This is a genomic window from Mycobacterium sp. 852002-53434_SCH5985345, from assembly GCF_001667155.1.
In the GTDB taxonomy this organism is placed as follows: Bacteria; Actinomycetota; Actinomycetes; order Mycobacteriales; family Mycobacteriaceae; genus Mycobacterium.
In genome coordinates this window covers 230,211-255,457 of the sequence record NZ_LZIE01000074.1, presented here as the reverse complement: position 1 = coordinate 255,457, position 25,247 = coordinate 230,211, and the positions used below count along the sequence as shown (strand labels likewise).

The window sequence follows — 25,247 nt, the reverse complement described above, 5'->3', positions numbered from 1 at the left end:
CGAAGTGGGGGCTTCCGCGGGCCTCTTGGCGGTGCTGGCGGACCCGGGACTGCGCGGGGATTTGGATCGCGTGGCCGCGGCCGTCGGTGTCCGGGTGGTCCACGCCGGCGGCGCCCTGAGTCGCAAGACGTGGTCTGCCGCCGCGGCCGTGGTGCTGGACGAGGCAGCGGCCGACAGGTGCGGGCGGGCGACGCTTCCCCGCCGCCCGCATGTGATTGTGCTCACGGCGGCCGACCCGGCGACCGCGACATGGGCGGCTGCCGTTGCGGTGGGGGCCGGGCTTGTGTTGCGGCTGCCCGAGCAGGAGCGCGAATTGGTAGGCGCGCTCGCCGAGGCCGCCGAGTCGTCGCGCGACGACGGGTCGCGCGGCGAAGTCGTCGCCGTCACCGGAGGGTGTGGCGGGGCAGGCGCTTCGTCGCTGGCGGTCGCCCTGACGCAGGCCGCCACCGACGCGCTGTTGGTGGACCTCGACCCGTGGGGCGGCGGCATCGATCTACTGCTGGGCGCCGAGAGCGTGCCGGGCCTGCGCTGGCCGGATCTGGCGCTGCAGGGCGGCCGCCTCAACTGGCCGTCCGTACGTGCGGCGCTGCCGCGGCACCGCGGAGTCAGCTTCCTGTCCGGCACGCGGCGCGGATACGAGTTGGCGGCGGGGCCCGTGCAAGCCATCGTCGATGCCGGTCGCCGCGGCCCCGTCACGGTGGTCTGCGACCTTCCGCGTCGCCTCACCGATGCGGTGCAGGCGGCGCTTGATGCCGCCGACCTCGTGGTCGTGGTCAGCCGGTGCGATGTGCGCTCGTGCGCAGCGGCCGGCGCACTGGCTGCGGTGCTGGGCACCGTCAACCCCAACGTGGGATTGGTGGTGCGCGGTCCGTCGCCGGGTGGGTTGCGTGCGGGCGAGATCGCCGACATCACCGGGCTTCCGTTGCTGGCGTCCATGAGGGCGGAGCCGCGCTTCGCCGAGCAGCTGGAGCGCGGCGGCCTACGGGTCGGACGGCGATCCGCGCTCGCCGCCGCGGCCCGCGAGGTGCTAGCCGTATTACCGCGTGCCTCGTCAGGGCCGGCACGAAACGGCAGGGCCGCGTGAGTGGTTCGCTGATCGATCGGGTGCGTGAGCGGCTGGCCGCCGAAGCCGCCCCGCTGGGCGCTCCCGTGGGGCCGAGCGCCGTGGCCGCCGCGATTCGGGCCGAGTCCGGCGGGATGCTGGGCGACACGGAGGTGCTGGCCAATCTCCGGGTGTTGCAGACCGAGCTGACCGGCGCCGGCATCCTCGAACCGTTGTTGTGCGCGGACGGCACCACCGATGTCTTGGTCACCGCGCCCGATGCGGTGTGGGTCGACGACGGGAATGGTTTGCGCCGCACGCAAGTTCGGTTCGCCGACGAGGCGGCGGTGCGGCGCCTGGCACAGCGGCTGGCGCTGGCCGCCGGCAGGCGGCTGGACGACGCGCAGCCGTGGGTGGACGGCCAGCTCACCGGCATCGGCGCCGGGTTCGCGGTGCGCTTACACGCGGTGCTGCCGCCCGTGGCGGCCGCCGGCACGTGCCTGTCGCTGCGGGTGTTGCGGCCGGCCAGCCAGGACCTGGCCGCCCTGACCGCGGCGGGCTCCTTGACTCCCGAGGCGGCCGCCCTGGTCGCCGACATCATCGCCGCCCGGCTGGCCTTCCTGGTGTGCGGCGGCACGGGCGCCGGCAAGACGACCTTGCTCGCGGCAATGCTCGGTGCCGTCGCGCCCACCGAACGGATCGTGTGCGTCGAGGACGCCGCCGAGCTGGCGCCCCGGCATCCGCACCTGGTGAAGCTGGTCGCGCGGTGCGCCAACGTCGAGGGCGTCGGCGAGGTTCCGGTGCGCCAACTCGTGCGCCAAGCGTTGCGGATGCGGCCCGACCGCATCGTGGTCGGCGAGGTGCGGGGCGCCGAGGTGGTTGATCTGCTGGCGGCGTTGAACACGGGCCACGACGGGGGAGCCGGCACGGTCCACGCGAACAATCCGGCCGAAGTTCCCGCCCGGCTGGAGGCGCTGGGCGCGCTGGGCGGTCTCGATCGCGCGGCGCTGCACAGTCAACTCGCCGCGGCCGTGCAGGTGCTGTTGCATGTCACCCGGGATCGCAGCGGGCGGCGCCGGCTCGGTGAAGTCGCCGTGCTGCGCCAGATTGCGGGACGAGTCCGCGCGGTCACGGTGTGGCATGCCGAGGCGGGCTTGACCGACGACGCCGACCTCCTGCATCGCCTGTTGCAAAGCCGGATGCCGGCATGAACGGCCCGATAGCGGGCGCGCTGCTGTTGGCGCTCGCGCTCGTCGTCCTTCCGGCGTCACCGCGGCGCCGTCTCGCGCCGGCGCCGTCGGGCAGTCGGTGGCGCCCGCGCACCGGGCCGGGTGGGGCCGGCTGGTTTGCCGCGGCGGTCGTGGGCGCGGCCGCCGTGCTGGTGCCGTTGACGACGCTGCTGGCGGTCGCGGTCGTTGCGGCGACTGCGGGCCTGCGCTATCACCGCCGCCACCGCATCCGGTCCGCCCAGCGCGAGGGCCACGCGCTGGAAGGCGCACTCGACGTGCTCGTCGGCGAATTGCGGGTCGGGTCGCATCCGGTGCGCGCATTCGGCGTGGCCGCCGGTGAATCCGCCGGCGCGGTTGCGGAGTCGTTGCGGGCGGTGGCCGCCCGCGCCAGGTTGGGGGCCGACGTCGCGGCCGGCCTGCGCGTGGCGGCGAAGTCGTCTGCGCTGCCCGCACAATGGGATCGCCTCGCGCTGTGTTGGCAACTGGCCAGCGATCACGGCCTGGCGATAGCCACCCTGATGCGCGCCGCGCAGCGCGACATCGCTGAGCGGCAACGGTTCTCGGCGCGGGTGACATCGAACATGGCCGGTGCGCGCGCAACCGCGGTGATCCTGGCGGGCCTGCCGGTGCTCGGCGTGCTGCTGGGCCAACTGATCGGGGCGCGACCGCTGGCCTTCCTGCTGGGCGGGCACGCGGGCGGATGGCTCTTGGTGGTCGGTTCAGCCCTGGCGTGCGGCGGCCTGTTGTGGGCCGACCGCATCACCGATCGGCTCGAGTCATGACGACGGCGGCGGTGTTGCTGGCGGTGGCCGCGTGGATCGGCCCCGGTCCGTCGCTGGTGCGGGCGCGGGCGCGGATGCCGGTCCGCGAGCACCGAGCGCGCCCGGGGAGCGGGCCGGCGCACGGGCCCGACCCGCTGGCGGTGGCGTCCTGCCTCGACGTGCTGGCCGTGTGCCTGGGAGCGGGCATGGCGGTGGCCACCGCCGCGGCGGCCGCCGCGGCGTCCGCACCGCCGACGTTGGCCCGCGTGCTGCGGCGCGCGGCCGATCTGTTGGCGCTGGGCGCCGATCCCGTTGTCGCCTGGACGATTACGCCGGATGCGCGGGCCAACTCCGCTGATGCCCAGGCCGAAGCGTTGCTGCGGCTGGCTCGGCGGTCGGCGGCCTCGGGTGCGGCGCTGGCCGAGGGTGTCGCCGACCTGGCCGACCAGGCCCGTCACGACGCCGCGCACGCGGCCACCGCAACCGCAGAGCGCGCGGGGGTGCTGATCGCCGGACCGCTCGGATTGTGCTTCCTGCCGGCTTTCGTGTGCCTGGGGATCGTTCCGGTGGTGGCCGGGCTCGCCGGCAACGTCTTGCAGTCGGGATTGTGGTGAGAAGAAAGGGAAGCATTGCTGCACAACATGTTTCGAGGGCTACTGGCCCGCGTGACGGTCCTGGTGTCCGACGAGTCGGGCATGTCCACGGTCGAATACGCCATCGGCACGATCGCCGCCGCCGCCTTCGGTGCGATCCTGTACACAGTCGTGACCGGCGACTCCGTCGTGTCGGCGCTGACCAACATCATCGGTCGCGCGCTCAACACCAAGGTCTAGCCGGCGGTGCGGGTGCCAGCACCGTGGAGGCGGCGCTGGGCGTCGCCACGCTGGTCGTCGTGCTGGTGCTGTGTCTGGCCGGCGTCACCGCGGTGTCGATGCAGATTCGCTGCGTGGACGCCGCCCGCGAGGCGGCCCGGCTCGCGGCCCGCGGCGACGAACGCACGGCGCTCGGCGCGGCTCGCCGCATCGCCCCCGGCGGGGCGCGGGTCGAGGTGCAGCGCGACGGCGAGTTCCTGGTGGCCACCGTCGTCGCGCGCTCGAAGTTGTTGCCGGCGCTCGACATCGCGGCCAAAGCGGTCTCGATGGCGGAGCCGTCGGGATGATCGGGGCTCGGCCACCCTGGTCGCGGCCTGGATGGTCGCGGTGCTGCTGTGCGTCACGGGGGGCGGGGCGTACCTCGGTTCGGTGGTGGTGGCGCGGCATCGCGCGCAGGCGGCGGCCGATCTGGCGGCGTTGGCCGCGGCGGCCCGGCTGCCGGCGGGGGCCGAAGCCGCCTGCGCCCGCGCGACGGCGGTGGCCCACCAGATGCAAACCGGCGACGCCAGTTGTGCCGTGGACGATCTCGACGTCGTCGTCAGGGTCCGGGTGGCGGTCTTCGGCGGCGCGGCGATCGCCGCCGCGCGGGCGGGGCCCGTTAGCGGCTGACGCGGGCCCGTGCGTAATAGTCTGTCGACGTGGTGCCGCAGTGGCGGATCGGCCCGTTCGTGTTGCCGGTGCATGGTGTCTTCGTCGCGCTGGGCGTCCTGGCCGCCGCCGTCGTGTTCATCGTCGAGGCCCGCCGGCGCGGAGCGGTCAACGAACAATCGTTGGTGGCGGTGACCGGCGCCCTGGTCGGTGGCGCGGTGGGCATGCGCCTCTCCGGTTGGGCCGAGCACCTCGACGTCCGCCTCAACCCGTCGCTGCTACAGGCCTGGGAATTCGGGTCGCGCAGCATTCTGGGCGGACTGTGCGGCGCCTACCTCGGCGTCCTGATCGCCAAGCGCATCGGCGGCTACACCGGCAAGACGGGTGACTTGTTCGCTCCGGCGGTCGCGCTGGGCATGGCGATCGGCCGCGTCGGCTGCCACCTCACCGAAGCGCCGGGACGCCCGACCGGCCTGCCGTGGGGCATCCACGCCCCGGCCGGCACACCGAAATGTCCCGGTTGCCTCGCGGGCGTGGCAATGCACCCGTCGTTCCTCTACGAAATCGCCTTTCAGCTGGCCGCGTTCGCGGTCCTGCTGTGGTTGCGCAACCGGATAAGTCATCCGGGTGAGCTGTTCGTCCTCTACGTGGCGGGGTATGCGGTGTTCCGGTTCCTGGTCGAGTTCGTCCGGGCCAACGAGACCGTGTGGCTGGGCCTGACCCGGCCGCAGTGGTTTCTCCTGCCCTCGCTCCTGCTCATCGCCATCCGGCTGCGCCTGGGGTATCGGCGGGGCCACTACGACACCTTGCTGCGACGGGAGGCGGTTCCCGCATGACGAACCCACCGCCGGGTCCGCCTCCGCCGGACGGCTGGCGCCCCCCGGACTGGCCCCCACCCGGTTATCCCTATGACATGAACCGGCCCTACCCCGGCTGGCAACCGCCGCCGAGCAAGCCGAGCGGCGGCGAAATCTTCGGCGCGGCCATCGCCGGGATGGCGCTGTATGCCGGAATCAACACCGTCGTCGGCCCGCTGGTGCTGTTCGGGCTCGCCAATGCCGTCGCTCCGAAGATCGCCTTCGCGGCCGGAGCCGTCATGCTCGGGCTGATCGCGTTCGCAGGCGGGGGAGCGCTGTTGTTCGTGAAGACGAGTGCCTGGGCGAGGGGAATCGGCATGGGATTGATGATCGGCTGGGCACTCACCTCGATCTTCACCGTCGGCATCTGTACCGGATTGAACCCGATGCTCTATCACATCACCCGATGAGCGGCATGGAACTGCGGGGCGACCGAATCCACCGCTACGTCAACGCGTTTTGCCCCCAGTGTCACGCCGAGGAACCCGATCGTCCGCTGGGCGACGTGGCACGGCTCAGCGGCTGGCTGGCCGTGCGCGGCGACGGGCAGGTCTGGCTGGAACGGGGCTGCCCGAGACACGGGCTCGTTCGAACGCTGTACGACGAAGACCCCGAGATCCTTGCCTACCTCGAGGAGTGGACCGCGCCCACCAAGGCGCATGTCCCCGATGAGCCGGACAACTTCGACCCGATCCCGTCGGCCTATCTACGCGGCCTGCCGCCGATGCAGACTCAACACACCTGCATCCTGCTGGAGGACATCGCCGCGACCTGCAACCTGCGCTGCCCAACGTGTTTCGCCGATTCCTCGCCGGACCTCCGCAATGTCGTCGCGGTGGGTGACGTGCTGGCCAACGTCGACCAGCGGCTCGCACGGGAGAACGGCCGCCTGGATGTGGTGATGCTCAGCGGTGGCGAGCCCAGCCTGCACCCGCAGCTGCCCGAGCTGCTCGCCGAGCTCAGCTCGCGACCGATAACACGAATCCTGCTGAACACCAACGGTATCCGGATAGCTCAGGATGACGAGCTGCTCGACCTGCTCACCGAGCACCGGGAACGCACCGAGGTGTACCTGCAGTACGACGGGCTCTCGCCGGCCGCGCACCGCTATCACCGTGGCGGCGACCTATCGCGCCTCAAGGAGTCGGCGCTGCGGCGACTTTCCGAACGCGAGGTCTTCACCACGCTCGTGATGACGGCGGCACTCGGTGTCAACGACACCGAGATCGGCGACATCGTCAAGCTGGCGCTGGACACGCCCTATGTCGGTGGTGTTTGCATCCAGCCGCAATTCGGTTCCGGGCGTTCGGGTCTCATTGACCCGGCCAGCCGCCTCACCCACACCGGTGTGCTGAAGCGGTTGGGACCGCAGACGACCGGCCTGGTCACCTGGCGGGATCTGACCGCGCTGCCATGCTCGCACCCCCATTGCTGCTCGGTCGGGTACCTGCTTCGTGAGGACAACGGGAACTGGCGCTCGCTGGTCGCACTGATGGGCCACGACAACCTCAAGGACAAGCTGGGGTTGATCGCCAACCGGATCGCCGACTCCGACATTCCCCGGGAATTGCGGCTGGCCGTACGGGAATCCCTGATGGGGTTGCTGTCGGAGCAGTCTTCGTTGTCGCATCCTGCGATGTCGGACGTGTGGCGCATGATCTGCGAGAACTGCGATCTGGGCATGGCGACGTTGCTCACCGTGGCGTCGGCCGCCCTGCCGGGGCGGCGACGCCAACTGAGGCGGATGCTGGGTGAGCGTGTCGTTCGGGTCACGGTCAAACCGTTCATGGACATGTCCACGATGATCGAAGAGCGGCTGGTGCAGTGCTGCGTGCACGTCGGCACGAGGTCGTCGCAGGATCAGTGCGCGCCGTTCTGCGCGGTGCAGGCGTGGCCGCAACTCGGGGGCCAGCGGCTGTCGGTCGCCGCCGACCGCTTGCTGCCCGTCGTGGGTTAGGCCGTCGGGTCGGGGCCGCCCGAAAATCCGGCGGCGGCGAGTTCCTCTTCCGAGGGCAACCGCAGCGAGACCAGTCCGGCGTAGGTATCCGGTTCGAGTTCCACCCTGTTGACCGTGACGTGCACCGGCACCCAATCGTTGTCATGGCCGGGCATTCGCAGCACCCGGCTGGTCGCACCGTGGGCGAATTCTTCGGTCATCGAGGACACCAAGTGCTGATCGTCGGGGTGAACCTTCGGCTTGCCGGTCTCACTGCCGCGCCAGTCGTAGAACGTGCAGGGCTCGTCCAGCCATTTCAGCAAAGCCCAGTTCTTCAGGTCGATCAGCGCGCGGTGGACGCCGGCCTGAGCGAGCCCGCTCAGGATCCGTTGCGCCAGATCGTCTGTCGAGACCCCCGGGCCCTTGAGTTCGGCACGCCAATTGATCGCCCGCGCGACCAGGTGGTCCCGGCCGTCGGGCCCCGCCTCCAGGCCGGTGCGCGCGACGAAGCCGATCCGCATGGGGTTGCCCTGCCAATCGGTGAGATCCCAAGTGCTGCACAGTGTTTGGTCGGGCTCGGCCTTCACGGCCATGGCCAGCACCTTGGTCTCGTTGGGGTTGAGCTCGCGCGAGGGAAGGTCTTCCGCGAAGGCCCTGCCGAAGGTGACCTCGACTTCGGGATTTTTTCCGCTGTTGGCCAACGACTCCCGGGTGTCGGTGGCGACACCCATGGTCAGGTCCCACTTCAGCGGCCCGGGGGTCGGCCGCTCGGGCGGCTCGACGTCGGCGGGGCCGGTCCACACGTGCACCCCGTGGATATGGCCGTCGGACATCACCACCGGTTCGGTGCGAATGACGCGGTCGCGCTTGGGAGTGATGCTGGTCAAGCTCTGACCAGTCTGTACCGACTCGGCGATCGCCGTCCGAACCGCGGAGAGATAGGGACTGCGGCGCATGAACGTGGTGATCGGGACGAGATTTTTCAATTGGCGTCCCTGCGCCACCACGGTGGGTTCACCCCCCAGCGTCTCCACGAGCAACCAGTCGTGGCCCATGCCGCCGATTTTACGGCGACGGCCCGCATTGTTGGGACCTCGGGCCTACCGGCCATGTCGGCGCCGTCCGCGGGCCTTCAGCGTCGCCCCGCCGGTGAGCCGGTGAAACTTGCCAATGTTGTTGTGGCCTTGGTAGTTTGCTGCTGCGCCCGCGAGGTCGGGGTGTCGCCGCTCACCGATGAGCGTCCGTTGGCCCGTCAGCTGGCATCCGTGGGGTCGACCGTCGAGGGGTCGGTCGTCATCCGCCGGATTGCTCGACGTGCGGCAGCTCCGTGAGGACCAGTTGCAACACCCGCACCGCACCCTCCTTGTCGAGGGGGTCGTTGCCGTTGCCGCATTTCGGGGACTGCACGCAGGACGGACAACCCCGGGGGCACTCACATGCCTCGATGGCGGCGGCGGTCGCTCCCAGCCAGGTACGCGCCTGGCGAAAACCGCGCTCGGCGAACCCGGCGCCGCCCGGATACCCGTCGTACACGAAGACACTGGGCAGACCGGCCGGGTCCGGTCCCACCGCGGTGGACAAGCCGCCGATATCGCCCCGATCGCAGCTGGCCACCAGCGGCAGCAGGCCGATCGCCGCGTGCTCGGCGGCGTGCAGTGATCCGGGGATCCGCGGCGCATCAATCCCCTTGCGCAGCAAGGCCTCTTCGGTGATGGTGTACATGACCGCGGTAGTCGCCAGCGTGTGTTCCGGCATGTCTAACTCGATGAAGTCGATCACCTCACCGGAAAGGCGGCGACGCAGATACCCCACCACTTGGTGGGTGACGGTGACGGGCACCAGACCCAGGGTGACGGACCCGAACCGCGTGCGTTCGCCGGTACCGGTGACGGTGATGTCGGTGATTTCCCGCGCAAACGTCGCGTACCCGGGGTCCTCGGCGTGCACGAAGGCGATCGCATCCTCGAGGTTCAACGAGTCGACGACATAGCTCTCCCCTTGATGGAGGTAGACGGCGCCCGGATGGACCGATGCCGGGGCCTGACCGACACCGGTACTGCCCAGCAGCCGCCCGGTGTCCGCCTCCACGATGACGATCTGGCCACCCGACGACCCCCGGATGTCCACCGCCCCATGCGGTTCTAGGCCTGCCGCGGGAAAGTACTTGCCGTTGCGCCGCCGCAGCAGTCCGTCGTCGATCAGACCCTCGGCCACCTCGGTTGCCCCGAAGTCGCGCACCTCGGCCTCGTCGAGTGGCATTTCGGTTGCGGCGCAGAGCAGTTGGGGCCCCAGAATGTAGGGGTTGGCGGGGTCGATCACCACCCGCTCGACCGGCTTGCCCAGCAGCGCGGCGGGATTGTGCACCAGATACGTGTCCAGCGGATCGTCGCGGGCGATCAGCACCACCAGCGCGCCCTGCCCGCGCCGGCCCGACCGGCCGGCCTGCTGCCAGAACGAGGCGACCGTGCCCGGGAACCCGGCGAGGACCACCGCGTCCAGCCCGGCGATGTCGACACCCAACTCCAGGGCGTTCGTGGTGGCCAGGCCGCGCAACCGGCCCTCTGCGAGGGCCCGCTCCAACGCGGTGCGGTCCTCGGCGAGATACCCGGCCCGATACGACGCCACCTTGCCGGAGAGCCCGGGGGCGATCTCGTCCAATCGCGCCTGCGTGCCCAACGCCGTCAACTCAGCGGCGCGGCGCGACCGCACGAACGTCAGCGTCTGCGCCCCTTCGGCGATCAGGTCGGCCATCACCCGCGCCGCCTCCGCTCCGGCCGAGCGACGCACTGGCGCGCCATTCTCACCGAGCAGGTCGGCGCGCAGCGCCGGTTCCCACAACGCGACCGTCCGGGCGCCCTGCGGCGAACCGTCCTCGGTGACCTCCTCGACCGGTAGCCCGATGAGCTCGGCGGCCGTCGCGCCCGGTTCGTCGGTGGTCGCGCTGGCGAAGATGACCGTGGGCGCGGACGAGTAGCGCGCGCACAGCCGCAGCAACCGCCGCAACACCATCGCCACGTTGGAGCCGAAAACCCCACGGTAGTAATGGCATTCGTCGACTATCACGAAGCGGAGACCGCGCAGCAGCACGGCCCAGCGGGCATGGTTGCGCAAAATCGACAAATGGATCATGTCGGGATTGGAGAACAGCCACCGGGATCGCTCCCGCGCGAACCGGCGGACTTCCGGGGGGCTGTCGCCGTCGTAGGCGGTGGGCGCCACGTCATGCAGCCGTGGAACGGCGGCCGTCAGCGCGTGCGCGGCCCGCAACTGGTCGTGGCCCAGCGCCTTCGTCGGGGACAGATACAACACCCGGGCGCGCGGATCGATGGTCAGCGCATTGAGAACGGGAAGCTGATACGCCAATGACTTGCCCGACGCGGTCCCGGTGCTCACCACCACATGACGGCCGGCGTGCGCCAGTTCCGCGGCGGCCGACTGGTGTGACCAGGGCGAAATCACCCCGCGGTCGGTGAACGCGCGCACCACGTCCGGCTCGGCCCAACCCGGCCAACTGTGCGGACGGCCGCTTCGTGGCGGCAGTTCGGCGACGTGCCGCAGTGGATGCTCGTCGGCGTCGGTACCGGCGAGCGCGGCGGCGAGCAGGTCGCTGCCGAAACTCGCCATTCGCACCCTCCTGGGATCGGCTTGGAATGAGTCCAAGACGCAAGTCTGTCGCCGAAGCGATGAACATGGTTGACTATTCGCGGTCGCAGCTTCTGTGTTCGTGCAAACTTTCGCAGGATCGACGTTGCGGCCGCGGTTCCTGCGAGGTTAATCGGTCGGGTGAAGTTCCGGCGACTGAGCGAGGTATGGCGGTCGTACCAGGCCCGGGGCATCGGCAGGCGGTGCCCCGCACCCAGAAGAAAAGGAAAGATCGAGAGATGCCACAGGGAACTGTGAAGTGGTTCAACGCGGAGAAGGGCTTCGGGTTCATTGCCCCCGAAGACGGTTCCGCAGATGTTTTTGTCCACTACACGGAGATCCAGGGTTCGGGCTTCCGTACCCTCGAAGAAAACCAGAAGGTCGAGTTCGAAATCGGCCACAGCCCTAAGGGCCCCCAGGCCACCGGAGTCCGCCCCGCTTAACCGGAGCAGGTCTTCCACGAACCCCCCGTGCAGTCCCGCCCAGCGGGCCCGTCGGGGGGTTTTCGTATTCCGTCCGGTCCCGAAGCGCCGCCGCGCCGGTTGCCTCAAGACGCGGATGGTCGACCTGGCCTACTGTCGGTGGCGTGAGCCAGCTTTCCTTCTTCACAGCGGAGTCGGTGCCGCCCGCGGTAGCCGATCTCTCCGGGGTGCTGGCGGCTTCCGGTCAGATCGTCATGGTCGGCGGTCCGGGGGCGCAGGGCGCGCGACTTTCCGTGGTGGTGGACCAGGCCTGGCGGGCCGCCGCGCTGGCCGAGATGATCCGCGAAGCGGGGCTGGAGCCCGAGATCGGCCACACCGACGAGGACACCCCGCTGGTGCGGACGGCGGTCACCGCCGCATTGGTGAGTTTGGCCGCCGAATGGACGCGCGGCGCGGTCAAAACGGTGCCGCCGCGCTGGCTGCCCGGGCCGCGGGAATTGCGGGCCTGGACGCTGGCGGCCGGTCATCCCGAGGGCGACCATTACCTGTTGGGCCTGGATCCCCACGCGCCCGATACCCATTCCCCACTGGCGTCGGCTTTGATGCGGGTCGGAATCGCCCCCACATTGATCGGCACCCGCGGCGGCAGGCCGGCACTGCGGATCAGCGGCCGTCGCCGGCTATCGCGCCTGGTAGAGAACGTGGGGGACGCCCCCGACGGCGTCGACGCGTCATCGGTGTGGCCGCGGGTATAACCGTCGAAAAAGATTTGTGTTTCCGGCGGCCGGTTTGCGCAGTCGCGCCTCAGGGTGCGAAATTGTCAGGTGCCCGAGGGCGAAGGAACGCTGGCGTATCTGAATTTCCGCGGAATTTTTGACGCCGGCCTGTCATTCTTCTGCGGGGCGGCCTCGCAGGGGGGCCGGGATCAAGGATGGAGCGTAAGCGTAGTTGGCCGACCCGAATCTCAAGGACCGCGAGAGCGGCCGGGCTGGGAGCCGTAGGCGACTCGTCATCGTCGAGTCGCCGACCAAAGCGCGCAAATTGGCCGGTTACCTGGGCTCCAACTACATCGTCGAATCCTCGCGTGGCCACATCCGCGACCTGCCCCGCGCCGCGGCCGACGTGCCGGCGAAATACAAGTCGGAGCCGTGGGCCCGCCTCGGTGTCAACGTGGATCACGACTTCGAGCCGCTCTACATCATCAGCCCCGAGAAGAAGAGCACCGTAAGCGAGCTGAAGGGCCTGCTCAAGGGCGTCGACGAGCTCTACCTGGCCACGGATGGTGACCGCGAGGGCGAAGCCATCGCCTGGCACCTGCTGGAGACCCTGAAGCCGAACGTCCCGGTCAAGCGGATGGTGTTTCACGAGATCACCGAGCCGGCGATCCTGGAGGCCGCCGAGAACCCCCGTGACCTGGACATCGACCTGGTCGACGCGCAGGAAACCCGCCGCATCCTGGACCGGCTGTACGGCTACGAGGTCAGCCCGGTGCTGTGGAAGAAGGTGGCACCGAAGCTGTCGGCGGGGCGGGTCCAGTCGGTGGCCACACGCATCATCGTGCAGCGGGAACGCGACCGCATGGCGTTCCGCAGCGCCTCCTACTGGGACATCCTGGCCCGGCTGGACGCCAGCGTGTCCGACCCGCAGGCCGCACCGCCGACCTTCACCGCCCGGCTGACCAGCGTCGACGGCCTGCGCGTTGCCACCGGCCGCGACTTCGACTCGCTGGGCCAGCTGCGCAAGGCCGACGAGGTGACCGTGCTGGACGAGGCCCGGGCGACCGAGCTGGCCAGCGGGCTGCACGGGGCGCAGCTGTCGGTCGCCTCGGTGGAGGAGAAGCCCTACACCCGCCGGCCCTACGCGCCGTTCATGACGTCGACGCTGCAGCAGGAGGCCGGCCGCAAGTTGCGGTTCTCCTCGGAGCGCACCATGAGCATCGCCCAGCGGCTCTACGAGAACGGCTACATCACCTATATGCGTACCGACTCGACGACGCTGTCGCAGTCGGCCATCAACGCCGCGCGCACGCAGGCGCGGCAGCTCTACGGCGAGGAGTACGTCTCCCCGTCGCCGCGCCAGTACACCCGCAAGGTGAAGAACGCTCAGGAGGCGCACGAGGCGATCCGGCCCGCCGGTGAGACCTTCGCCACCCCGGACGCGGTGCGCCGCGAGCTCGACGGCGACGAATTCCGGCTCTACGAGCTGATCTGGCAGCGCACCGTGGCCTCGCAGATGGCCGACGCGCGCGGGACGACGCTGAGCCTGCGGATCAACGGCGAATCCGACGGCCGCCAGGTCGTCTTCAGCGCCAGCGGGCGCACCATCACCTTCGCCGGCTTCTTGAAGGCCTACGTGGAGACCGTCGACGAATTGGCCGGCGGCGAGGCCGATGACGCCGAGAGCCGGCTGCCGCAGTTGACGCAGGGCCAGCGGCTGGACGCCATCGAGCTGACGCCCGACGGCCACGCCACCAACCCGCCGGCACGCTATACGGAGGCGTCGCTGGTGAAGGCGCTCGAGGAGCTGGGCATCGGCCGGCCGTCGACGTACTCGTCGATCATCAAGACCATCCAGGACCGCGGTTACGTGCACAAGAAGGGCAGCGCCCTGGTGCCCTCGTGGGTCGCGTTCGCTGTAATCGGTTTGCTGGAGCGCCATTTCGGCCGGCTGGTCGATTACGGCTTCACCGCCGCGATGGAGGACGAGCTCGACGCGATCGCCTCGGGGCAGGAGCGGCGCACCGACTGGCTCAACCGCTTCTACTTCGGCGGCGACCACGGAGTGGCCGATTCGGTGGCGCGCTCCGGCGGCCTGAAGAAGCTCGTCGGCGTCAACCTCGAAGGCATCGATGCCCGAGAAGTCAACTCCATCAAGCTGTTTGACGACGATCAGGGTCGCCCCGTGTACGTCCGGGTGGGCAAGAACGGGCCCTACCTGGAACGCATGGTGACCAACGACGAGGGTGAGCTCGGGCCGCAGCGCGCCAATCTCAACGATTCGCTGACGCCGGACGAGCTGACCCTGGAGGTGGCCGAGGAGCTGTTCGCCACGCCGCAAGAGGGACGCGCGTTGGGCGTCGACCCGGAGACTGGTCACGAGATCGTCGCCAAGGACGGCCGGTACGGCCCCTACGTGACCGAGATCCTCCCGCCGCCACCGGAAGACGACGAAGGCGGCGCCCCGGCCAAGAAGGGGAAGAAGCCGACGGGACCCAAGCCGCGCACCGGCTCGCTGCTGCGCAGCATGGACCTGCAGACCGTCACCCTCGAGGACGCGCTGAAGTTGCTGTCGCTGCCCCGGGTGGTCGGCGTGGACCCGCAGACGGGTGAGGAGATCACCGCACAAAACGGCCGCTACGGCCCATACCTCAAGCGCGGCACCGACTCTCGTTCACTGGCTACTGAGGACCAGATCTTCGAGATCACGCTCGACGAGGCGCTGAAGATCTACGCCGAACCCAAACGCCGCGGCAGGCAGGCCGCGGCCGCGCCACCGTTGCGGGAGCTGGGCGCCGACCCGGCGACCGGCAAGCCGATGGTGATCAAGGACGGCCGATTCGGTCCCTACGTCACCGACGGCGAGACGAACGCGAGCCTGCGCAAGGGCGACGACGTCCTGTCGATCACCGACGAACGCGCCGCCGAACTGCTGGCCGATCGGCGGGCCCGTGGTCCGGTGAAGCGTCCCGCGAAGAAGGCCGCCCGCAAGAAGGCCCCGGCCAAGAAGGCCGCCAAGCGCAGCAGCTAGCCCGGGCTAGTAGCCCGGACCGATCGACTCGCTGTGCACCTCTTCGGGGGCCCGCACGGGCTGGGAGTCCGTGACTCCGGCCAGCTTGACCGGCCGGGCCAGCTGAGTGGGGGCGGTGCGGCCCCGCAGCTCGACGACTTCGCCCACGTCCCAGCACAACGCCTCGGCGTCCAGCGCGCCGCTGACGGCGATCGCCGACGCCAGCACGTGGCCGGACTCGAGCTTGGCCAGCTCGGTCAGCCGAGCGGCCTCGTTGACCGGGTCGCCGATCACGGTGTATTCGAAGCGGGCCTGCGCGCCGATGTGCCCGGCGATCGCCCTGCCCGCCGAGACGCCGATGCCGAACTCCGCCGACCCGATGACCGGGAGCAGCTCGTCGTGCAGCTCGCGCGCCGCGGCGAGCGCCCCGCCGGAAGCGTCGGGGTGTTCGATCGGCGCACCGAAGATGGCCAGGGCGGCGTCGCCCTGGAACTTGTTGACGAAACCGCCGTGCCGGCCCACGGTTTCGACCACCACGCGGAAGAACTCGTTGAGCAGGTGGACCACCTCGGCGGGCGGGCGGGTCGCGGCCAGCTTGGTGGAGCCGACTAGGTCGACGAACAGCACCGCAACGTGGCGCTCCTGACCGCCCAGCTCGGTGCCGCGTTCCAGGGCGCGGCGCGCGACGTCTTCACCGACATAGCGGCCGAACAGGTCGCGCAGCCGCTGCCGCTCGGACAGGTCACGCACCATGTCGTTGAAGCCGGCCTGCAGCAGGCCCAGCTCGCTGGCGTCGTAGATCTGCATGTGCGCGTTGTAGTTTCCGCGCTGCACCTCGGACAGCGCCCAGCGCAGCTGGCGCAGCGGGTCGGCGATCGACATGGCCACCAGCAGGGTGCTGACGAAGCCGATGCCCAACGCTGCCAGCGCCAGCAACAGGATGGGGGTGAACAGCTTCTCCGGCGTGGCGTGCAGCAGGGATGCCTTGTCCGCCATCACCGCCAGCACAATGGCCAGCACCGGGACGGCGGTGGACAGCATCCACGTCAGGATCTGCCGCAGGATGACGCCGGGCGCCTGCACGTTCTCGGGCACGCCGCTGCGCAGGGCCGCCACGGCCACCGGCCGCAGCACCCGCTCGGACTGCAGGTAGCCGATGATCGCGGTCGCCGCGGCGCCGAGCCCGGTGGCGACGGCGACGACGGGAGCGGCGAATCGGGCCACCGACCAGCTGGCGATGATGAACACCACGCCGCCGATGCACCAGGCCGCCATGCTGATCAGCGTGCGATAGAAGGGCATTCGCAGGGCGCGGCTGCGCGCCAGCTCGGTGGCGGCCGGGTCGGCCTCGGCGAGCAGGTTGTCGCGGCGCTGCCAGCGGAAGACCGGCATCAGCAGCTTCAGGTTGACCATCCAGCCGGCCAGGAACAGCACCACCAGCGCGGTCGCGAAGACCGCCAGATTCAGGACCGGCAGATCCTGCAACTGGATGCGATCCTCGGGGGGCAGGGCGTAACGCAGGAAGCCCAGCACGAACAGGGCGCCGATGATGTCGGCCTGGAGCATGCTCAGCGAGAACAACGGCCACGGGGTACGCACCACCCACCGGACGAATGCGCTGATCCGCCCGGGCAGTGCTCCCGCTGTTGCCACGATCCCACCGTATCGGTCAGCAGGGACTTGTCGGAAACTTACAACGATCTCGGCGGGCCCCCATTCGGGCCGAAAAGAGCCGAAATGTAACGGGATTGTCCCAATACGGTGGCCGATCGGTATATGTCGGCGGTGGTGGCTACTGTTACCCGTGATGTCCGGGGTGTTTACGCGGCTGGTAGGCCAGGACGTGGTGACGGCCGAACTGCTCGCCGCCGCGAGGGCGGCGCGCGGTGATCTGGTTCACAGCGAAGCGGGCGCCGGGACTATGACACATGCATGGCTGATCACGGGTCCCCCCGGGTCGGGGCGCTCGGTCGCGGCGCTGTGCTTCGCCGCCGCGCTGCAGTGCACCTCCGATGGGGAACCGGGGTGCGGGCAATGCCGGGCGTGCACGACGACCATGGCCGGCACCCACTCCGATGTGCGCCGGGTGATCCCCGAAGGGCTGTCCATCGGGGTGGACGAGATGCGTGCCATCGTGCAGATCGCGTCCCGGCGTCCGGCCACCGGGCACCGGCAGATCGTGGTGATCGAGGACGCCGACCGGCTCACCGAGGGCGCCGCCAACGCGCTGCTCAAGGTCGTCGAGGAGCCGCCGCCGTCGACCGTGTTCCTGCTGTGCGCGCCGTCGGTGGATCCCGAGGACATCGCCATCACGTTGCGTTCCCGCTGCCGGCACGTCGCGCTGGTCACCCCGCCGACCGAGGCGATCGCGCGCGTCCTGATCGAGAGCGACGGCTTGACTCCGGACACCGCGAACTGGGCGGCGTCGGTCAGCGGCGGCCACGTGGGCCGGGCGCGCCGGCTGGCCACCGATTCCGAGGCCCGGGAACGCCGCGAGCGGGCGCTGGCGCTGGTGCGCGACGCCGCGACGCCGTCGCGGGCGTACGCCGCCGCCGAGGAGCTGGTGGCCGCGGCCGAAGCCGAGGCCTTGGTGCTCACGGCGGACCGCGCCGAGGCCGAGACCGAGGAGTTGCGTACGGCGCTGGGCGCCGGCGGCACGGGTAAGGGCACCGCCGGGGCGATGCGGGGCGCCACGGGCGCGATGAAAGACCTGGAACGGCGCCAGAAGTCGCGTCAAACCCGGGCCTCACGCGACGCGCTGGATCGGGCGCTGATCGACTTGGCGAACTATTTCCGGGACGCGCTCATGGTTTCGTCGGGCGCGGGCTCGGTGCGGCCCAATCATCCGGATATGGCCGATCGGGTGGCGGCGCTGGCCGCCCACGCCCCGCCGCAGCGGTTGCTGCGCTGCATCGAGGCGGTGCTGGAGTGCCGCGAGGCGTTGGCGATCAACGTCAAGCCCAAGTTCGCCGTCGACGCCATGGTGGCCACCTTTGGCCAGGAACTGCGCGATTAATTTCGTCGCGCCCGCCCGCCTGCCGTAGACTCGTGCCGCCCGGCGTGAGGGTGTGCCGCCTTAGCTCAGTCGGTAGAGCGATTCACTCGTAATGAATAGGTCGGGGGTTCGATTCCCCCAGGCGGCTCCACAATTCTTCTCCACCCAGCATCACGCCAGGGCGACGTTCGGCGTCCAGCGTCACGCCGGCGTGACCGTCGGTGCCGATGGCTCGGCGAGTGCGCGGCTAGGCCGGCGCCAGGAACCCCACCGGACCCGACGCGACGCATAACGCCAGCGCGGTGGTGTTGGCGCGCACGGTGATCGCGTCCCCGGCGCCGGGCAGCCGGGCGAAGACCCGGTTGAGCCCGGGATGCACGGGGACCTTGACGTCGGGTCCCTGCGTCAGCGCCAGCGTCATCGTTCCCTCGCTGTTGGCCAGGTAATTGAGCTCGACGCTCCAGTCGGCGGGCAGCAGCGGGCCGTCCAGGACCAGGCGCGCCGGCTTGTCCGGCTGCGCGAAGTAGCCGCACTGCGGCATGGGGCCGGGCACGATGGTCCGCACCCAGGTCACCCGCGCCTTGACCAGTCGGCCCGAGCTGTCAAGCATGCGCAATTGAGTTGTGGCGGAGGCGAATTCGGGCCGGTCGTGCAGCAGGGCGAACAGGTGGCTGGCCAGGTTCTCCGGCGCCGCCACCCGTTGCAGCACCAGCGGATCGACCTCTTGGTCCAGCAGCGGCGCCGTGGAGGCCGCGTGCGCCGCGGCCAGATCGGCCCGGGCGTTCTGTAGATAGCGCTGGGCCGGGTTGTCCCGCCAGCTGATCAAGAAGGTCGCCGTCGAATACAGGCTGCTGGCCACGAACAACGCCGTCACACCCAGCGTCGCCGCGGTGCGTCTGGGTGAGGCGTCCAGCCAGCGCGGCGCGGCGGGCCGGTTCGGCGCGCAGAACGCGACGGCGGCCAGCAGCGCCAACACGAAGACGAGATCCGGGAAATAGCGCAAGGTTTGGGCGAGTTCCAGCGCGGTCAGCTTCGACGAGCGCATCAGATAGATCGGCACCTGGCAGGCGACGGCGTAGCCGGCCGCGGTCAGCCACACCGGTACGATGCGCTGCTTGCGCACAAGCGAGACCGCCACGGTGCCGCCCAGCACCAGCCAGCCGAGCGCCATCACGAGCGGCGGGGGCGTGGCCCACGGTGAGGCCGGCGCCCACCGGTCCCAGTGCCACGGGCCCCCGGCAAGCCCGGGGACGATGCCGTGCGTGATCGATCGCGCCAGCAGGTCCGCCGTCATCGCCAGGTCCGAGCTCCACCGGCCTTGGTTGACGACGGCCAGGTAGAGCGCGATCCAGCCCGCGGTGAGCGCCAGCGTCGCTACCCATAGCCGCCGCCCGGCGCGCCACACCGTCAGCAGCGCCGCCCGGTCGCCGTCGACGTGACGCAGCAGCGCTACCACCGCGAACGCGACGAACGGGATGACCGCCGCCTTCTCGAAGAACAGCAGCCCACCGAAGTAGGCCAGCGTCCCGGTTATCGCATAGCGCTGGTTTCCCGTCCGCACCAGCAGGATGGCGTCGGCGCACACCCATGCCAGCGCCGCCAGCATCGGCAGTGAGTTCAGCGCCGCCGCCCACCACGCGAACCCCGGTACCGCCAACGGGGTGAACAGCGCGAAGGTCAGCGGGACCAGCAGCACCGGCCGCCGGCCGAGGATGACGTACAGGGCGCGCAGCAGCGCCAGCGAGGCCAGCAGCTGCAGCACCAGCAGGCTGATCGCCGGCCCGGTCCAGTTCAGCGGAGCCAGCCGGACGATGAGGCCGCCGAGCAGGAAAGCGCCCGGCATGACGTGGCCGTCGTGGTCGTCGAACAGGTACGCCGGCGAGAGCAGGTTGTGGGTGCCGGCCTTCCCGATGAGGATCAGGTCGTCCCAGTAGAAATAGCCGCCGAACGCCAGCACCGCGCGTATGCCCAGCTGAATGGCGATCAGCGCCGCGGCCAGGGCCAGTATGTATGGTGGGCCGGTGCGCGCACTGGTTACCGGGGCAGCCGGATTCATCGGGTCGACGCTAGTCGACCGTCTGCTGGCCGACGGCCACACCGTTGTGGGGCTGGACAACTTCGCCACCGGTCGCGCGACCAACCTCGAGCACCTGGCCGACAACCCCGCGCACGTCTTTGTCGAGGCGGACATCGTCACCGCCGATCTGCAGGCCATCCTCGACGAGCACCGGCCCGAGGTGGTGTTCCACCTGGCGGCTCAAATCGACGTGCGGCACTCGGTGGCCGACCCGCAATTCGACGCCTCGGTCAACGTGATCGGTACGGTGCGCGTGGCGGAGGCGGCGCGGCGGACGGGGGTGCGCAAGATCGTGCACACCTCGTCGGGCGGATCCATCTACGGCACCCCGCCGGTGTACCCGACGCCCGAGACGGTGCCGACCGACCCGGCCTCGCCGTATGCCGCGGGAAAGGTGGCGGGCGAGATCTACCTGAACACCTTCCGCCACCTCTACGGCCTGGACTGCTCGCACATCGCTCCGGCCAACGTCTACGGACCGCGGCAGGACCCGCACGGCGAAGCCGGCGTCGTGGCGATCTTCGCCCAGGCGCTGCTGTCGGGTAAGCCCACCAAGGTGTTCGGCGACGGCAGCAAGACCCGCGACTACGTGTTCGTCGACGACGTGGTGGACGCCTTCGTCAAGGCCGCGGGGGAGGCCGGCGGCGGCCAGCGGTTCAACATCGGCACCGGAATGGAAACCTCGGACCGGCAACTGCATTCGGCCGTGGCCGCGGCGGTCGGGGGGCCCGACGACCCGGAGTTTCATCCGGACCGCCTGGGCGACCTGAGGCGGTCGTGCCTCGACATCGGTTTGGCCGAACGGGTTTTGGGGTGGCGTCCGCAGGTCCGGCTCGACGACGGCGTGCGCCGCACGGTCGAGTACTTCCGCAGCGGCCAGACGGTCTAGCTGTGTTCGGGCGCCTGCGCGCCCTCGAGCGCCAGGGCGCGGGCGAGCCGGGCATATCGCAGTTCCAGGTCCTTGAACCGCATATACGTGCTGAGCGTGGTGAAGCAGAAGGCCATCACGAGCGCGTACAGCATCAGGTCGGTGCCGCGGCGCACCCCGAACCACTGCGCCACGACCGTGGTGTCGTCGGGCCGCAGCACGGCATAGACACCGGCCAGCACGAAGACGATGTAGCCCACCTTGACCCAGGCCCGGGACCGCGCGTTCCGCCGCGACCGCAGCAGATAGACCAGCAGCGCGATGATCGACCCGATCAGCAGCACCTGGATCCAGTTCATCTTGGAATCCTCCCTCGCAGGAACCCGTCGAAGATGATGTTGACGCCGTTGAGAAGCGGCTGTCCCTTCGACTTGGAGTAATCGGTGTAGAGCACCTCGACCGGTTGTTCGACAACGCGCCAATGGTTTTCGGCGATCAGCATGATGAACTCGTTGGCGTGGCTCATGCCGCTCATGGTGATATCCAGTCCGTCGGCAACCTTCTTGTTGAAGACCCGCAACCCATTGTTGGTGTCGGTCAAGCCAAGTCGGCGACCACGACGGCTCAGGCGCGCGGCGGTCTGCAGAACCAGCCGCTTCACGAACGGCGGCCGGGTGCCACCGGGCGCGCCGAACCGCGTCCCGATGACCACGTCGACGTCCTCCGCGCAAAGCCGGTCCACCATCGCGGCCAGATCCTTGACCCGATGCTGCCCGTCGCCGTCGAACGTGGCGAACACCTGCGCCCCAGGCTGTTTGCGGGCGTATTCGACGCCGGTCTGGATGGCCGCGCCCTGGCCCAGGTTGATCGGATGCCGCACCAGATGAGCACCGGCCCGCCTGGCCGCCTCGCCGGTGCCGTCGGTGCTGCCGTCGTCCACACAGACGACATTGTCGAAGATCGAGCGCACATCGGCGACCACCTCGCCGATGACGGTGGCTTCGTTGAAGGCGGGGATGACGATCCAGGCGCCCGAGTATTTGGAGTCAGTAACCATCTAGCCCACAAGGTTAGCCAGGATCAGCCGGTCAAGCGCTCGGCGCGCGAGAGCGCCACCAGATGAACACCGATTCCCACCAACGGACCGCACAACAGGCCGACGACGGTCCGCGTCTGCAGCGGCAGCGGCAGCAGTAGCAGCAACCCCGACGCCACCGTCGCGCCGACCCAGCCCAGCGAGTACGCCCGGTGCAGCGCCGCCGCTACCGCGCCGGCGCCGGTGAGCGTCAGCATGGCGATCGCCACCGCGGCCGCGGTCAGCCAGGCCAGCAGCGCGCCGCTGGCCTGGTACTGCGGCCCGAAGCCGACCCGCAGCAGCCACGGGCCCACGATCCCGGCGGCCACCACGCCGACCGCACCGATGCCGCCGATGATCCCTGCCGGCGCGATCAGGGCACGAACCCGATTGCTGCGCGCGTCGACGAAATGGGCGATCAGATTGCCCTGCATGGCGGTCAGCGGCACCAGCAGCGGCGCCCGCGTCAACGTCACGGCGAGGATGATGACCCCGCCTTCGGCTCCCAGCTCGTTGCTGGTCAGCTTGAGCAACACCGGAAAACCCATGACCAGAATCGCGCTCGCGCCCGCGGCGGTGATCGAATGGGCGGTCCCGCGCAGGAAGGTCTGGGCGCCACCGGGCGTCAGCATTCGGGCGGCTGCCCGCGCGGACGGCGACGCCACCAGCATGATCAGCCAGGCGACCGCGCCCGCGACGGTGGCCCACAGGAAGCCGACCAGGCGCCAGCCGAGCACGACGGTGGCCGCGGCGACGGTCACCCGGATGACGGCGTCGGTCACCATCAGCGCCCCGTACCCGGTCCACCGATCGGTGCCGGCCAGCATGCCCAGCAGGGTGGCGTGCACGCAGAACCCGGCCAGCCCGACGCTGAGCAGCGCCACCGACAGCCAGCGCTGCTCGACGAATACCCGCCCGCTCCAGAGCGGCGAGCTACCGGCGATCACCACGGCCGCGCCCAGGCCGACCAGCGCGGCGGCCCGCAGCGGATGGGTCCGGGGTTCGTCTCCGCCCGGCAAGGCCGCCGGGAGGTGGCGGCTGGAGCGGACCTCCCGGGTGGTCTCTTGAAGCAACCCGTTCGCGGCGCCGGTGACCAGGCCGAATGCCCCCCAGAACACCCCGAATACCGAAAAGCCGCCCGGCGCCAGGTCACGGGCGGCCAGGTAAATCACGGCGTAACCGCACAGGGCGGTCAGCGCCGTCGCGGCGCCGACCCGGGCCACGCTGCCGCGCGTGATCGGACCGGCGCCAGTGGAGGCTTGGGTACCGCCGACTTCGGGCATGGCCACAATTCGAAAATAGTAAGTGGCCGTGGATGCTGGTCGGTGGCGGCAACCGGGGTTCGCTATCGTGGGCGGCTGTCGGAAAGGACACCTTGGCCGCCTTGCGCATCTTCGGGATCTCGCTGTTGGTCAGCATCGCGGCCCTCGCGGTCGGGTATGCCCACGGCGGCCTGAAGGACCTCTTTCTCCTGCTGGTGCTGGCCACCCTCGAGGTGTCGCTGTCGTTCGACAACGCCATCATCAACGCCGCGATTCTGAAGCAGATGAGCCCGTTCTGGCGGCAGATGTTCCTGACCGTCGGGATTCTCATCGCCGTGTTCGGGATGCGGCTGATCTTCCCCTTGCTGATCGTCTGGGCCACCGCGCACCTCGATCCGGTCCGGGCGATGGAGTTGGCGCTGCACCCGCCGCCGCACGGCGCGCTGGAGTTCCCCGATGGCTCGCCCAGCTACGAAAAGCTGATCGTCGCCGCGCACCCACAGATCGCGGCGTTCGGCGGGACGTTCCTGCTGATGCTGTTTTTGGACTTCATCGTCTACGACCGAGACATCAAATGGCTCAAGTGGATTGAGGCTCCGTTCGCCCGCATCGGGCGGCTGGGGCAGGTATCGGTGGCGGTGGCCGTCGTGACGCTGGTGCTCGTCGGGACGCGATTGACGCACTCCACCGACGAGGGCCAGACGGTGCTCACCGCGGGACTGCTGGGCCTGGTGACCTATCTGGTCGTCAACGGTCTCAGCCGGGCGTTTCGCCCGCCGGACCTCGAGGCGGTGTCGGCCGGCACGGCGGTCGGCAAGGCCGGCTTGACGTTGTTCTTGTATCTCGAGGTCCTCGACGCCGCCTTCTCGTTCGACGGGGTCACCGGTGCATTCGCGATCACGTCGGACCCGATCGTCATCGCGCTGGGCCTCGGACTGGTGGGGTCGATGTTCGTCCGGTCAATCACCATCTTCCTGGTGAAGCAGGATGCGCTGGACCGCTACGTGTACCTGGAGCACGGCGCACACTGGGCGATCGGGGTGCTTGCCGTGATCATGCTGCTCTCCGTCAACCCGCGATACCAGGTTCCCGAGGCGATCACCGCGTCGGTGGGAGTGGTGTTCATCGGCGCGGCGCTGAGCTGGAGCGTGCTGCGCAATCGGCGCAACGCAAAGGCCGCGTCGGCCGCTTAGGCCTCGATCTGGCCCGCGATGCGCCTTTCGATGCCGGCTCTTGCGGGGGCCGGCAGCACGATCAGGCCGTCGAGTTCCTTGCTCGCCCGCGCGTAGGCATTCTGTCGTTCGTCGCGGGTGGCCGCCTCGTCCTGCGCCAGGTGCAGCAAGCTCTGGGCCCGCGCCATCCGTTGCTGCTCGTCCGCAGAGAAGTCGCTGCGACGCCGGCGGATCGCCTCGGCCTCGGCGATCTCGAACGCACTGATGTACTCGTGGACGGCGTCGCGGTATTCCACCAACGCGTCCCGGTTGCCGACCAGGCTCTCGGGCGGTTCGGGCCGCAGCAAATCCGCGTGCCGCTTCGCCCGATGGAACGCGATGGTCAGCGGGGCCCGCATATCGGTCATCATCGGGAAATCCAGCAATCGCGCGATATCGACTTCGTAGTCGAACCACCGGATGTCGGTACGGTCATGCGCCGCAACGAGTTTGGCGATCTCTCGCCGATCACTTTCGTCGTTGGTCCGTGCCCGGCCCGATGCCTCGGCCACCGCGATCTTGGCCTGCTGCTTCAGCCGATATCGTTCCAGCCGACGCTCGGCCCGACGCTCGTTCGCGGCGGCTATGGCCCGAAGGCCGCCGCCGATCGCACCGCCCAGCGGGAAAACCAGCCACCAGAAATTGGTGGCGAAATGCAGCACCGGGGTCACATCGCCAGGATGC

At 69.7% G+C, this 25,247-nt stretch carries 24 protein-coding genes and 1 tRNA gene; 17 read left to right on the top strand and 8 right to left on the bottom strand.

Going from position 1 to position 25,247, the window contains the following annotated elements:
• Positions 1-31 precede the first annotated feature (31 nt).
• The 10 genes from ssd to A5756_RS18715 are packed head-to-tail and all read left to right on the top strand — an operon-like array spanning position 32 to position 7,306.
• On the top strand, positions 32-1,084 hold the full coding sequence (gene ssd / locus A5756_RS18760) for a septum site-determining protein Ssd (protein WP_066956013.1): 1,053 nt from the start codon (positions 32-34) through the stop codon (positions 1,082-1,084).
• Positions 1,081-2,253, top strand: coding sequence for a TadA family conjugal transfer-associated ATPase (locus tag A5756_RS18755; protein WP_066955641.1), 1,173 nt, complete (start codon positions 1,081-1,083; stop codon positions 2,251-2,253). Before ssd ends, A5756_RS18755 begins: the two co-directional genes overlap by 4 nt.
• Positions 2,250-3,053, top strand: a complete 804-nt coding sequence (locus tag A5756_RS18750; RefSeq protein ID WP_066955638.1) for a type II secretion system F family protein — start codon at positions 2,250-2,252, stop codon at positions 3,051-3,053. The genes A5756_RS18755 and A5756_RS18750 overlap by 4 nt, the downstream gene beginning before the upstream one ends.
• Positions 3,050-3,646, top strand: coding sequence for a type II secretion system F family protein (locus A5756_RS18745; RefSeq protein ID WP_197505408.1), 597 nt, complete (start codon positions 3,050-3,052; stop codon positions 3,644-3,646). The genes A5756_RS18750 and A5756_RS18745 overlap by 4 nt, the downstream gene beginning before the upstream one ends.
• 27 nt (positions 3,647-3,673) lie before the next feature.
• Positions 3,674-3,865, top strand: coding sequence for a DUF4244 domain-containing protein (locus A5756_RS18740; RefSeq protein ID WP_066955635.1), 192 nt, complete (start codon positions 3,674-3,676; stop codon positions 3,863-3,865).
• Between the two features lie 23 nt (positions 3,866-3,888).
• Positions 3,889-4,191, top strand: coding sequence for a TadE family type IV pilus minor pilin (locus A5756_RS26005; RefSeq protein WP_156659638.1), 303 nt, complete (start codon positions 3,889-3,891; stop codon positions 4,189-4,191).
• Between the two features lie 31 nt (positions 4,192-4,222).
• The gene (locus A5756_RS26000; protein ID WP_369817289.1) at positions 4,223-4,513 is read left to right on the top strand and encodes an Rv3654c family TadE-like protein; all 291 of its coding nucleotides are present in this window, start codon (positions 4,223-4,225) and stop codon (positions 4,511-4,513) included.
• A gap of 29 nt (positions 4,514-4,542) precedes the next feature.
• Positions 4,543-5,328, top strand: a complete 786-nt coding sequence (locus A5756_RS18725) for a prolipoprotein diacylglyceryl transferase (RefSeq protein WP_066955632.1) — start codon at positions 4,543-4,545, stop codon at positions 5,326-5,328.
• Positions 5,325-5,759 carry a hypothetical protein gene (locus A5756_RS18720; protein WP_066955629.1) on the top strand — a complete coding sequence of 145 codons (435 nt, stop codon included), beginning with the start codon at positions 5,325-5,327 and terminating at the stop codon, positions 5,757-5,759. The genes A5756_RS18725 and A5756_RS18720 overlap by 4 nt, the downstream gene beginning before the upstream one ends.
• A gap of 5 nt (positions 5,760-5,764) precedes the next feature.
• Positions 5,765-7,306, top strand: coding sequence for a radical SAM protein (locus A5756_RS18715; RefSeq protein WP_066956010.1), 1,542 nt, complete (start codon positions 5,765-5,767; stop codon positions 7,304-7,306).
• On the opposite strand, the gene A5756_RS18710 is transcribed toward A5756_RS18715, so the two are convergent.
• Both A5756_RS18710 and A5756_RS18705 read right to left on the bottom strand, forming a co-directional pair.
• On the bottom strand, positions 7,303-8,340 hold the full coding sequence (locus A5756_RS18710; protein ID WP_066955626.1) for a PAS domain-containing protein: 1,038 nt from the start codon (positions 8,338-8,340) through the stop codon (positions 7,303-7,305). The two genes, A5756_RS18715 and A5756_RS18710, sit on opposite strands and share 4 nt — an antisense overlap.
• Before the next feature lie 238 nt (positions 8,341-8,578).
• Positions 8,579-10,909 (bottom strand): DEAD/DEAH box helicase, encoded by a 2,331-nt coding sequence (locus A5756_RS18705; protein ID WP_066955624.1) that lies wholly within the window; start codon positions 10,907-10,909, stop codon positions 8,579-8,581.
• A gap of 257 nt (positions 10,910-11,166) precedes the next feature.
• On the opposite strand from A5756_RS18705, the gene cspA reads away from it, so the two are divergent.
• The 3 genes from cspA (at position 11,167) to topA (ending at position 15,096) form a co-directional block, all read left to right on the top strand.
• A complete protein-coding gene (gene cspA, locus A5756_RS18700) occupies positions 11,167-11,370 on the top strand; it encodes a cold shock protein CspA (protein WP_066955621.1) in 204 nt (67 codons plus the stop codon).
• A 143-nt stretch (positions 11,371-11,513) separates the two neighbouring features.
• Positions 11,514-12,104 carry a hypothetical protein gene (locus tag A5756_RS18695; protein WP_066955618.1) on the top strand — a complete coding sequence of 197 codons (591 nt, stop codon included), beginning with the start codon at positions 11,514-11,516 and terminating at the stop codon, positions 12,102-12,104.
• Between the two features lie 193 nt (positions 12,105-12,297).
• Entirely contained in the window at positions 12,298-15,096 is a 2,799-nt protein-coding gene (gene topA / locus A5756_RS18690; protein WP_066955615.1) for a type I DNA topoisomerase, read from the top strand.
• Between the two features lie 6 nt (positions 15,097-15,102).
• Here topA and A5756_RS18685 read toward each other — a convergent pair whose 3' ends face one another.
• Positions 15,103-16,776, bottom strand: a complete 1,674-nt coding sequence (locus A5756_RS18685) for an adenylate/guanylate cyclase domain-containing protein (RefSeq protein WP_231989174.1) — start codon at positions 16,774-16,776, stop codon at positions 15,103-15,105.
• A 106-nt stretch (positions 16,777-16,882) separates the two neighbouring features.
• Between A5756_RS18685 and A5756_RS18680 the strand changes: the two genes are divergently transcribed.
• Positions 16,883-18,091, top strand: coding sequence for a DNA polymerase III subunit delta' (locus A5756_RS18680; RefSeq protein WP_066955610.1), 1,209 nt, complete (start codon positions 16,883-16,885; stop codon positions 18,089-18,091).
• Positions 18,092-18,145: 54 nt separating this feature from the next.
• Positions 18,146-18,221: transfer RNA gene (locus tag A5756_RS18675), tRNA-Thr, on the top strand.
• A 96-nt stretch (positions 18,222-18,317) separates the two neighbouring features.
• On the opposite strand, the gene A5756_RS18670 is transcribed toward A5756_RS18675, so the two are convergent.
• Entirely contained in the window at positions 18,318-20,126 is a 1,809-nt protein-coding gene (locus A5756_RS18670; RefSeq protein WP_232005359.1) for a hypothetical protein, read from the bottom strand.
• On the opposite strand from A5756_RS18670, the gene A5756_RS18665 reads away from it, so the two are divergent.
• Complete coding sequence (locus tag A5756_RS18665) at positions 20,092-21,036, top strand: NAD-dependent epimerase/dehydratase family protein (RefSeq protein WP_156659636.1); 945 nt, start codon at positions 20,092-20,094, stop codon at positions 21,034-21,036. The two genes, A5756_RS18670 and A5756_RS18665, sit on opposite strands and share 35 nt — an antisense overlap.
• On the opposite strand, the gene A5756_RS18660 is transcribed toward A5756_RS18665, so the two are convergent.
• Genes A5756_RS18660 through A5756_RS18650 form a run of 3 tightly spaced genes read right to left on the bottom strand, consistent with a single transcriptional unit; the run spans position 21,033 to position 23,373 of the window.
• Entirely contained in the window at positions 21,033-21,374 is a 342-nt protein-coding gene (locus A5756_RS18660) for a DUF2304 domain-containing protein (RefSeq protein ID WP_066955604.1), read from the bottom strand. The two genes, A5756_RS18665 and A5756_RS18660, sit on opposite strands and share 4 nt — an antisense overlap.
• Positions 21,371-22,072 carry a glycosyltransferase family 2 protein gene (locus A5756_RS18655; RefSeq protein WP_066955600.1) on the bottom strand — a complete coding sequence of 234 codons (702 nt, stop codon included), beginning with the start codon at positions 22,070-22,072 and terminating at the stop codon, positions 21,371-21,373. Before A5756_RS18655 ends, A5756_RS18660 begins: the two co-directional genes overlap by 4 nt.
• 23 nt (positions 22,073-22,095) lie before the next feature.
• On the bottom strand, positions 22,096-23,373 hold the full coding sequence (locus A5756_RS18650) for a hypothetical protein (protein WP_066955597.1): 1,278 nt from the start codon (positions 23,371-23,373) through the stop codon (positions 22,096-22,098).
• Positions 23,374-23,465: 92 nt separating this feature from the next.
• Between A5756_RS18650 and A5756_RS18645 the strand changes: the two genes are divergently transcribed.
• Positions 23,466-24,545: a DUF475 domain-containing protein gene (locus A5756_RS18645; protein WP_066956004.1), complete on the top strand. Its 1,080-nt coding sequence runs from the start codon at positions 23,466-23,468 to the stop codon at positions 24,543-24,545.
• Here A5756_RS18645 and A5756_RS18640 read toward each other — a convergent pair.
• The gene (locus A5756_RS18640; RefSeq protein ID WP_066955594.1) at positions 24,542-25,234 is read right to left on the bottom strand and encodes a hypothetical protein; all 693 of its coding nucleotides are present in this window, start codon (positions 25,232-25,234) and stop codon (positions 24,542-24,544) included. The two genes, A5756_RS18645 and A5756_RS18640, sit on opposite strands and share 4 nt — an antisense overlap.
• Between the last annotated feature and the right edge of the window lie 13 nt (positions 25,235-25,247).

Coding starts and splice junctions, on each gene's coding strand:
- A5756_RS18715 (WP_066956010.1), top strand. CDS start 5,765: ATGGAACTGCGGGGCGACCGAATCCACCGCTACGTCAACGCGTTTTGC.
- A5756_RS18745 (WP_197505408.1), top strand. CDS start 3,050: ATGACGACGGCGGCGGTGTTGCTGGCGGTGGCCGCGTGGATCGGCCCC.
- A5756_RS18680 (WP_066955610.1), top strand. CDS start 16,883: ATGTCCGGGGTGTTTACGCGGCTGGTAGGCCAGGACGTGGTGACGGCC.
- A5756_RS18740 (WP_066955635.1), top strand. CDS start 3,674: ATGTTTCGAGGGCTACTGGCCCGCGTGACGGTCCTGGTGTCCGACGAG.
- A5756_RS18720 (WP_066955629.1), top strand. CDS start 5,325: ATGACGAACCCACCGCCGGGTCCGCCTCCGCCGGACGGCTGGCGCCCC.
- A5756_RS18750 (WP_066955638.1), top strand. CDS start 2,250: ATGAACGGCCCGATAGCGGGCGCGCTGCTGTTGGCGCTCGCGCTCGTC.
- cspA (WP_066955621.1), top strand. CDS start 11,167: ATGCCACAGGGAACTGTGAAGTGGTTCAACGCGGAGAAGGGCTTCGGG.
- A5756_RS18710 (WP_066955626.1), bottom strand. CDS start 8,340: ATGGGCCACGACTGGTTGCTCGTGGAGACGCTGGGGGGTGAACCCACC.
- A5756_RS18705 (WP_066955624.1), bottom strand. CDS start 10,909: ATGGCGAGTTTCGGCAGCGACCTGCTCGCCGCCGCGCTCGCCGGTACC.
- A5756_RS26000 (WP_369817289.1), top strand. CDS start 4,223: ATGGTCGCGGTGCTGCTGTGCGTCACGGGGGGCGGGGCGTACCTCGGT.
- A5756_RS18660 (WP_066955604.1), bottom strand. CDS start 21,374: ATGAACTGGATCCAGGTGCTGCTGATCGGGTCGATCATCGCGCTGCTG.
- A5756_RS18655 (WP_066955600.1), bottom strand. CDS start 22,072: ATGGTTACTGACTCCAAATACTCGGGCGCCTGGATCGTCATCCCCGCC.
- A5756_RS18670 (WP_232005359.1), bottom strand. CDS start 20,126: ATGAATCCGGCTGCCCCGGTAACCAGTGCGCGCACCGGCCCACCATAC.
- A5756_RS18650 (WP_066955597.1), bottom strand. CDS start 23,373: ATGCCCGAAGTCGGCGGTACCCAAGCCTCCACTGGCGCCGGTCCGATC.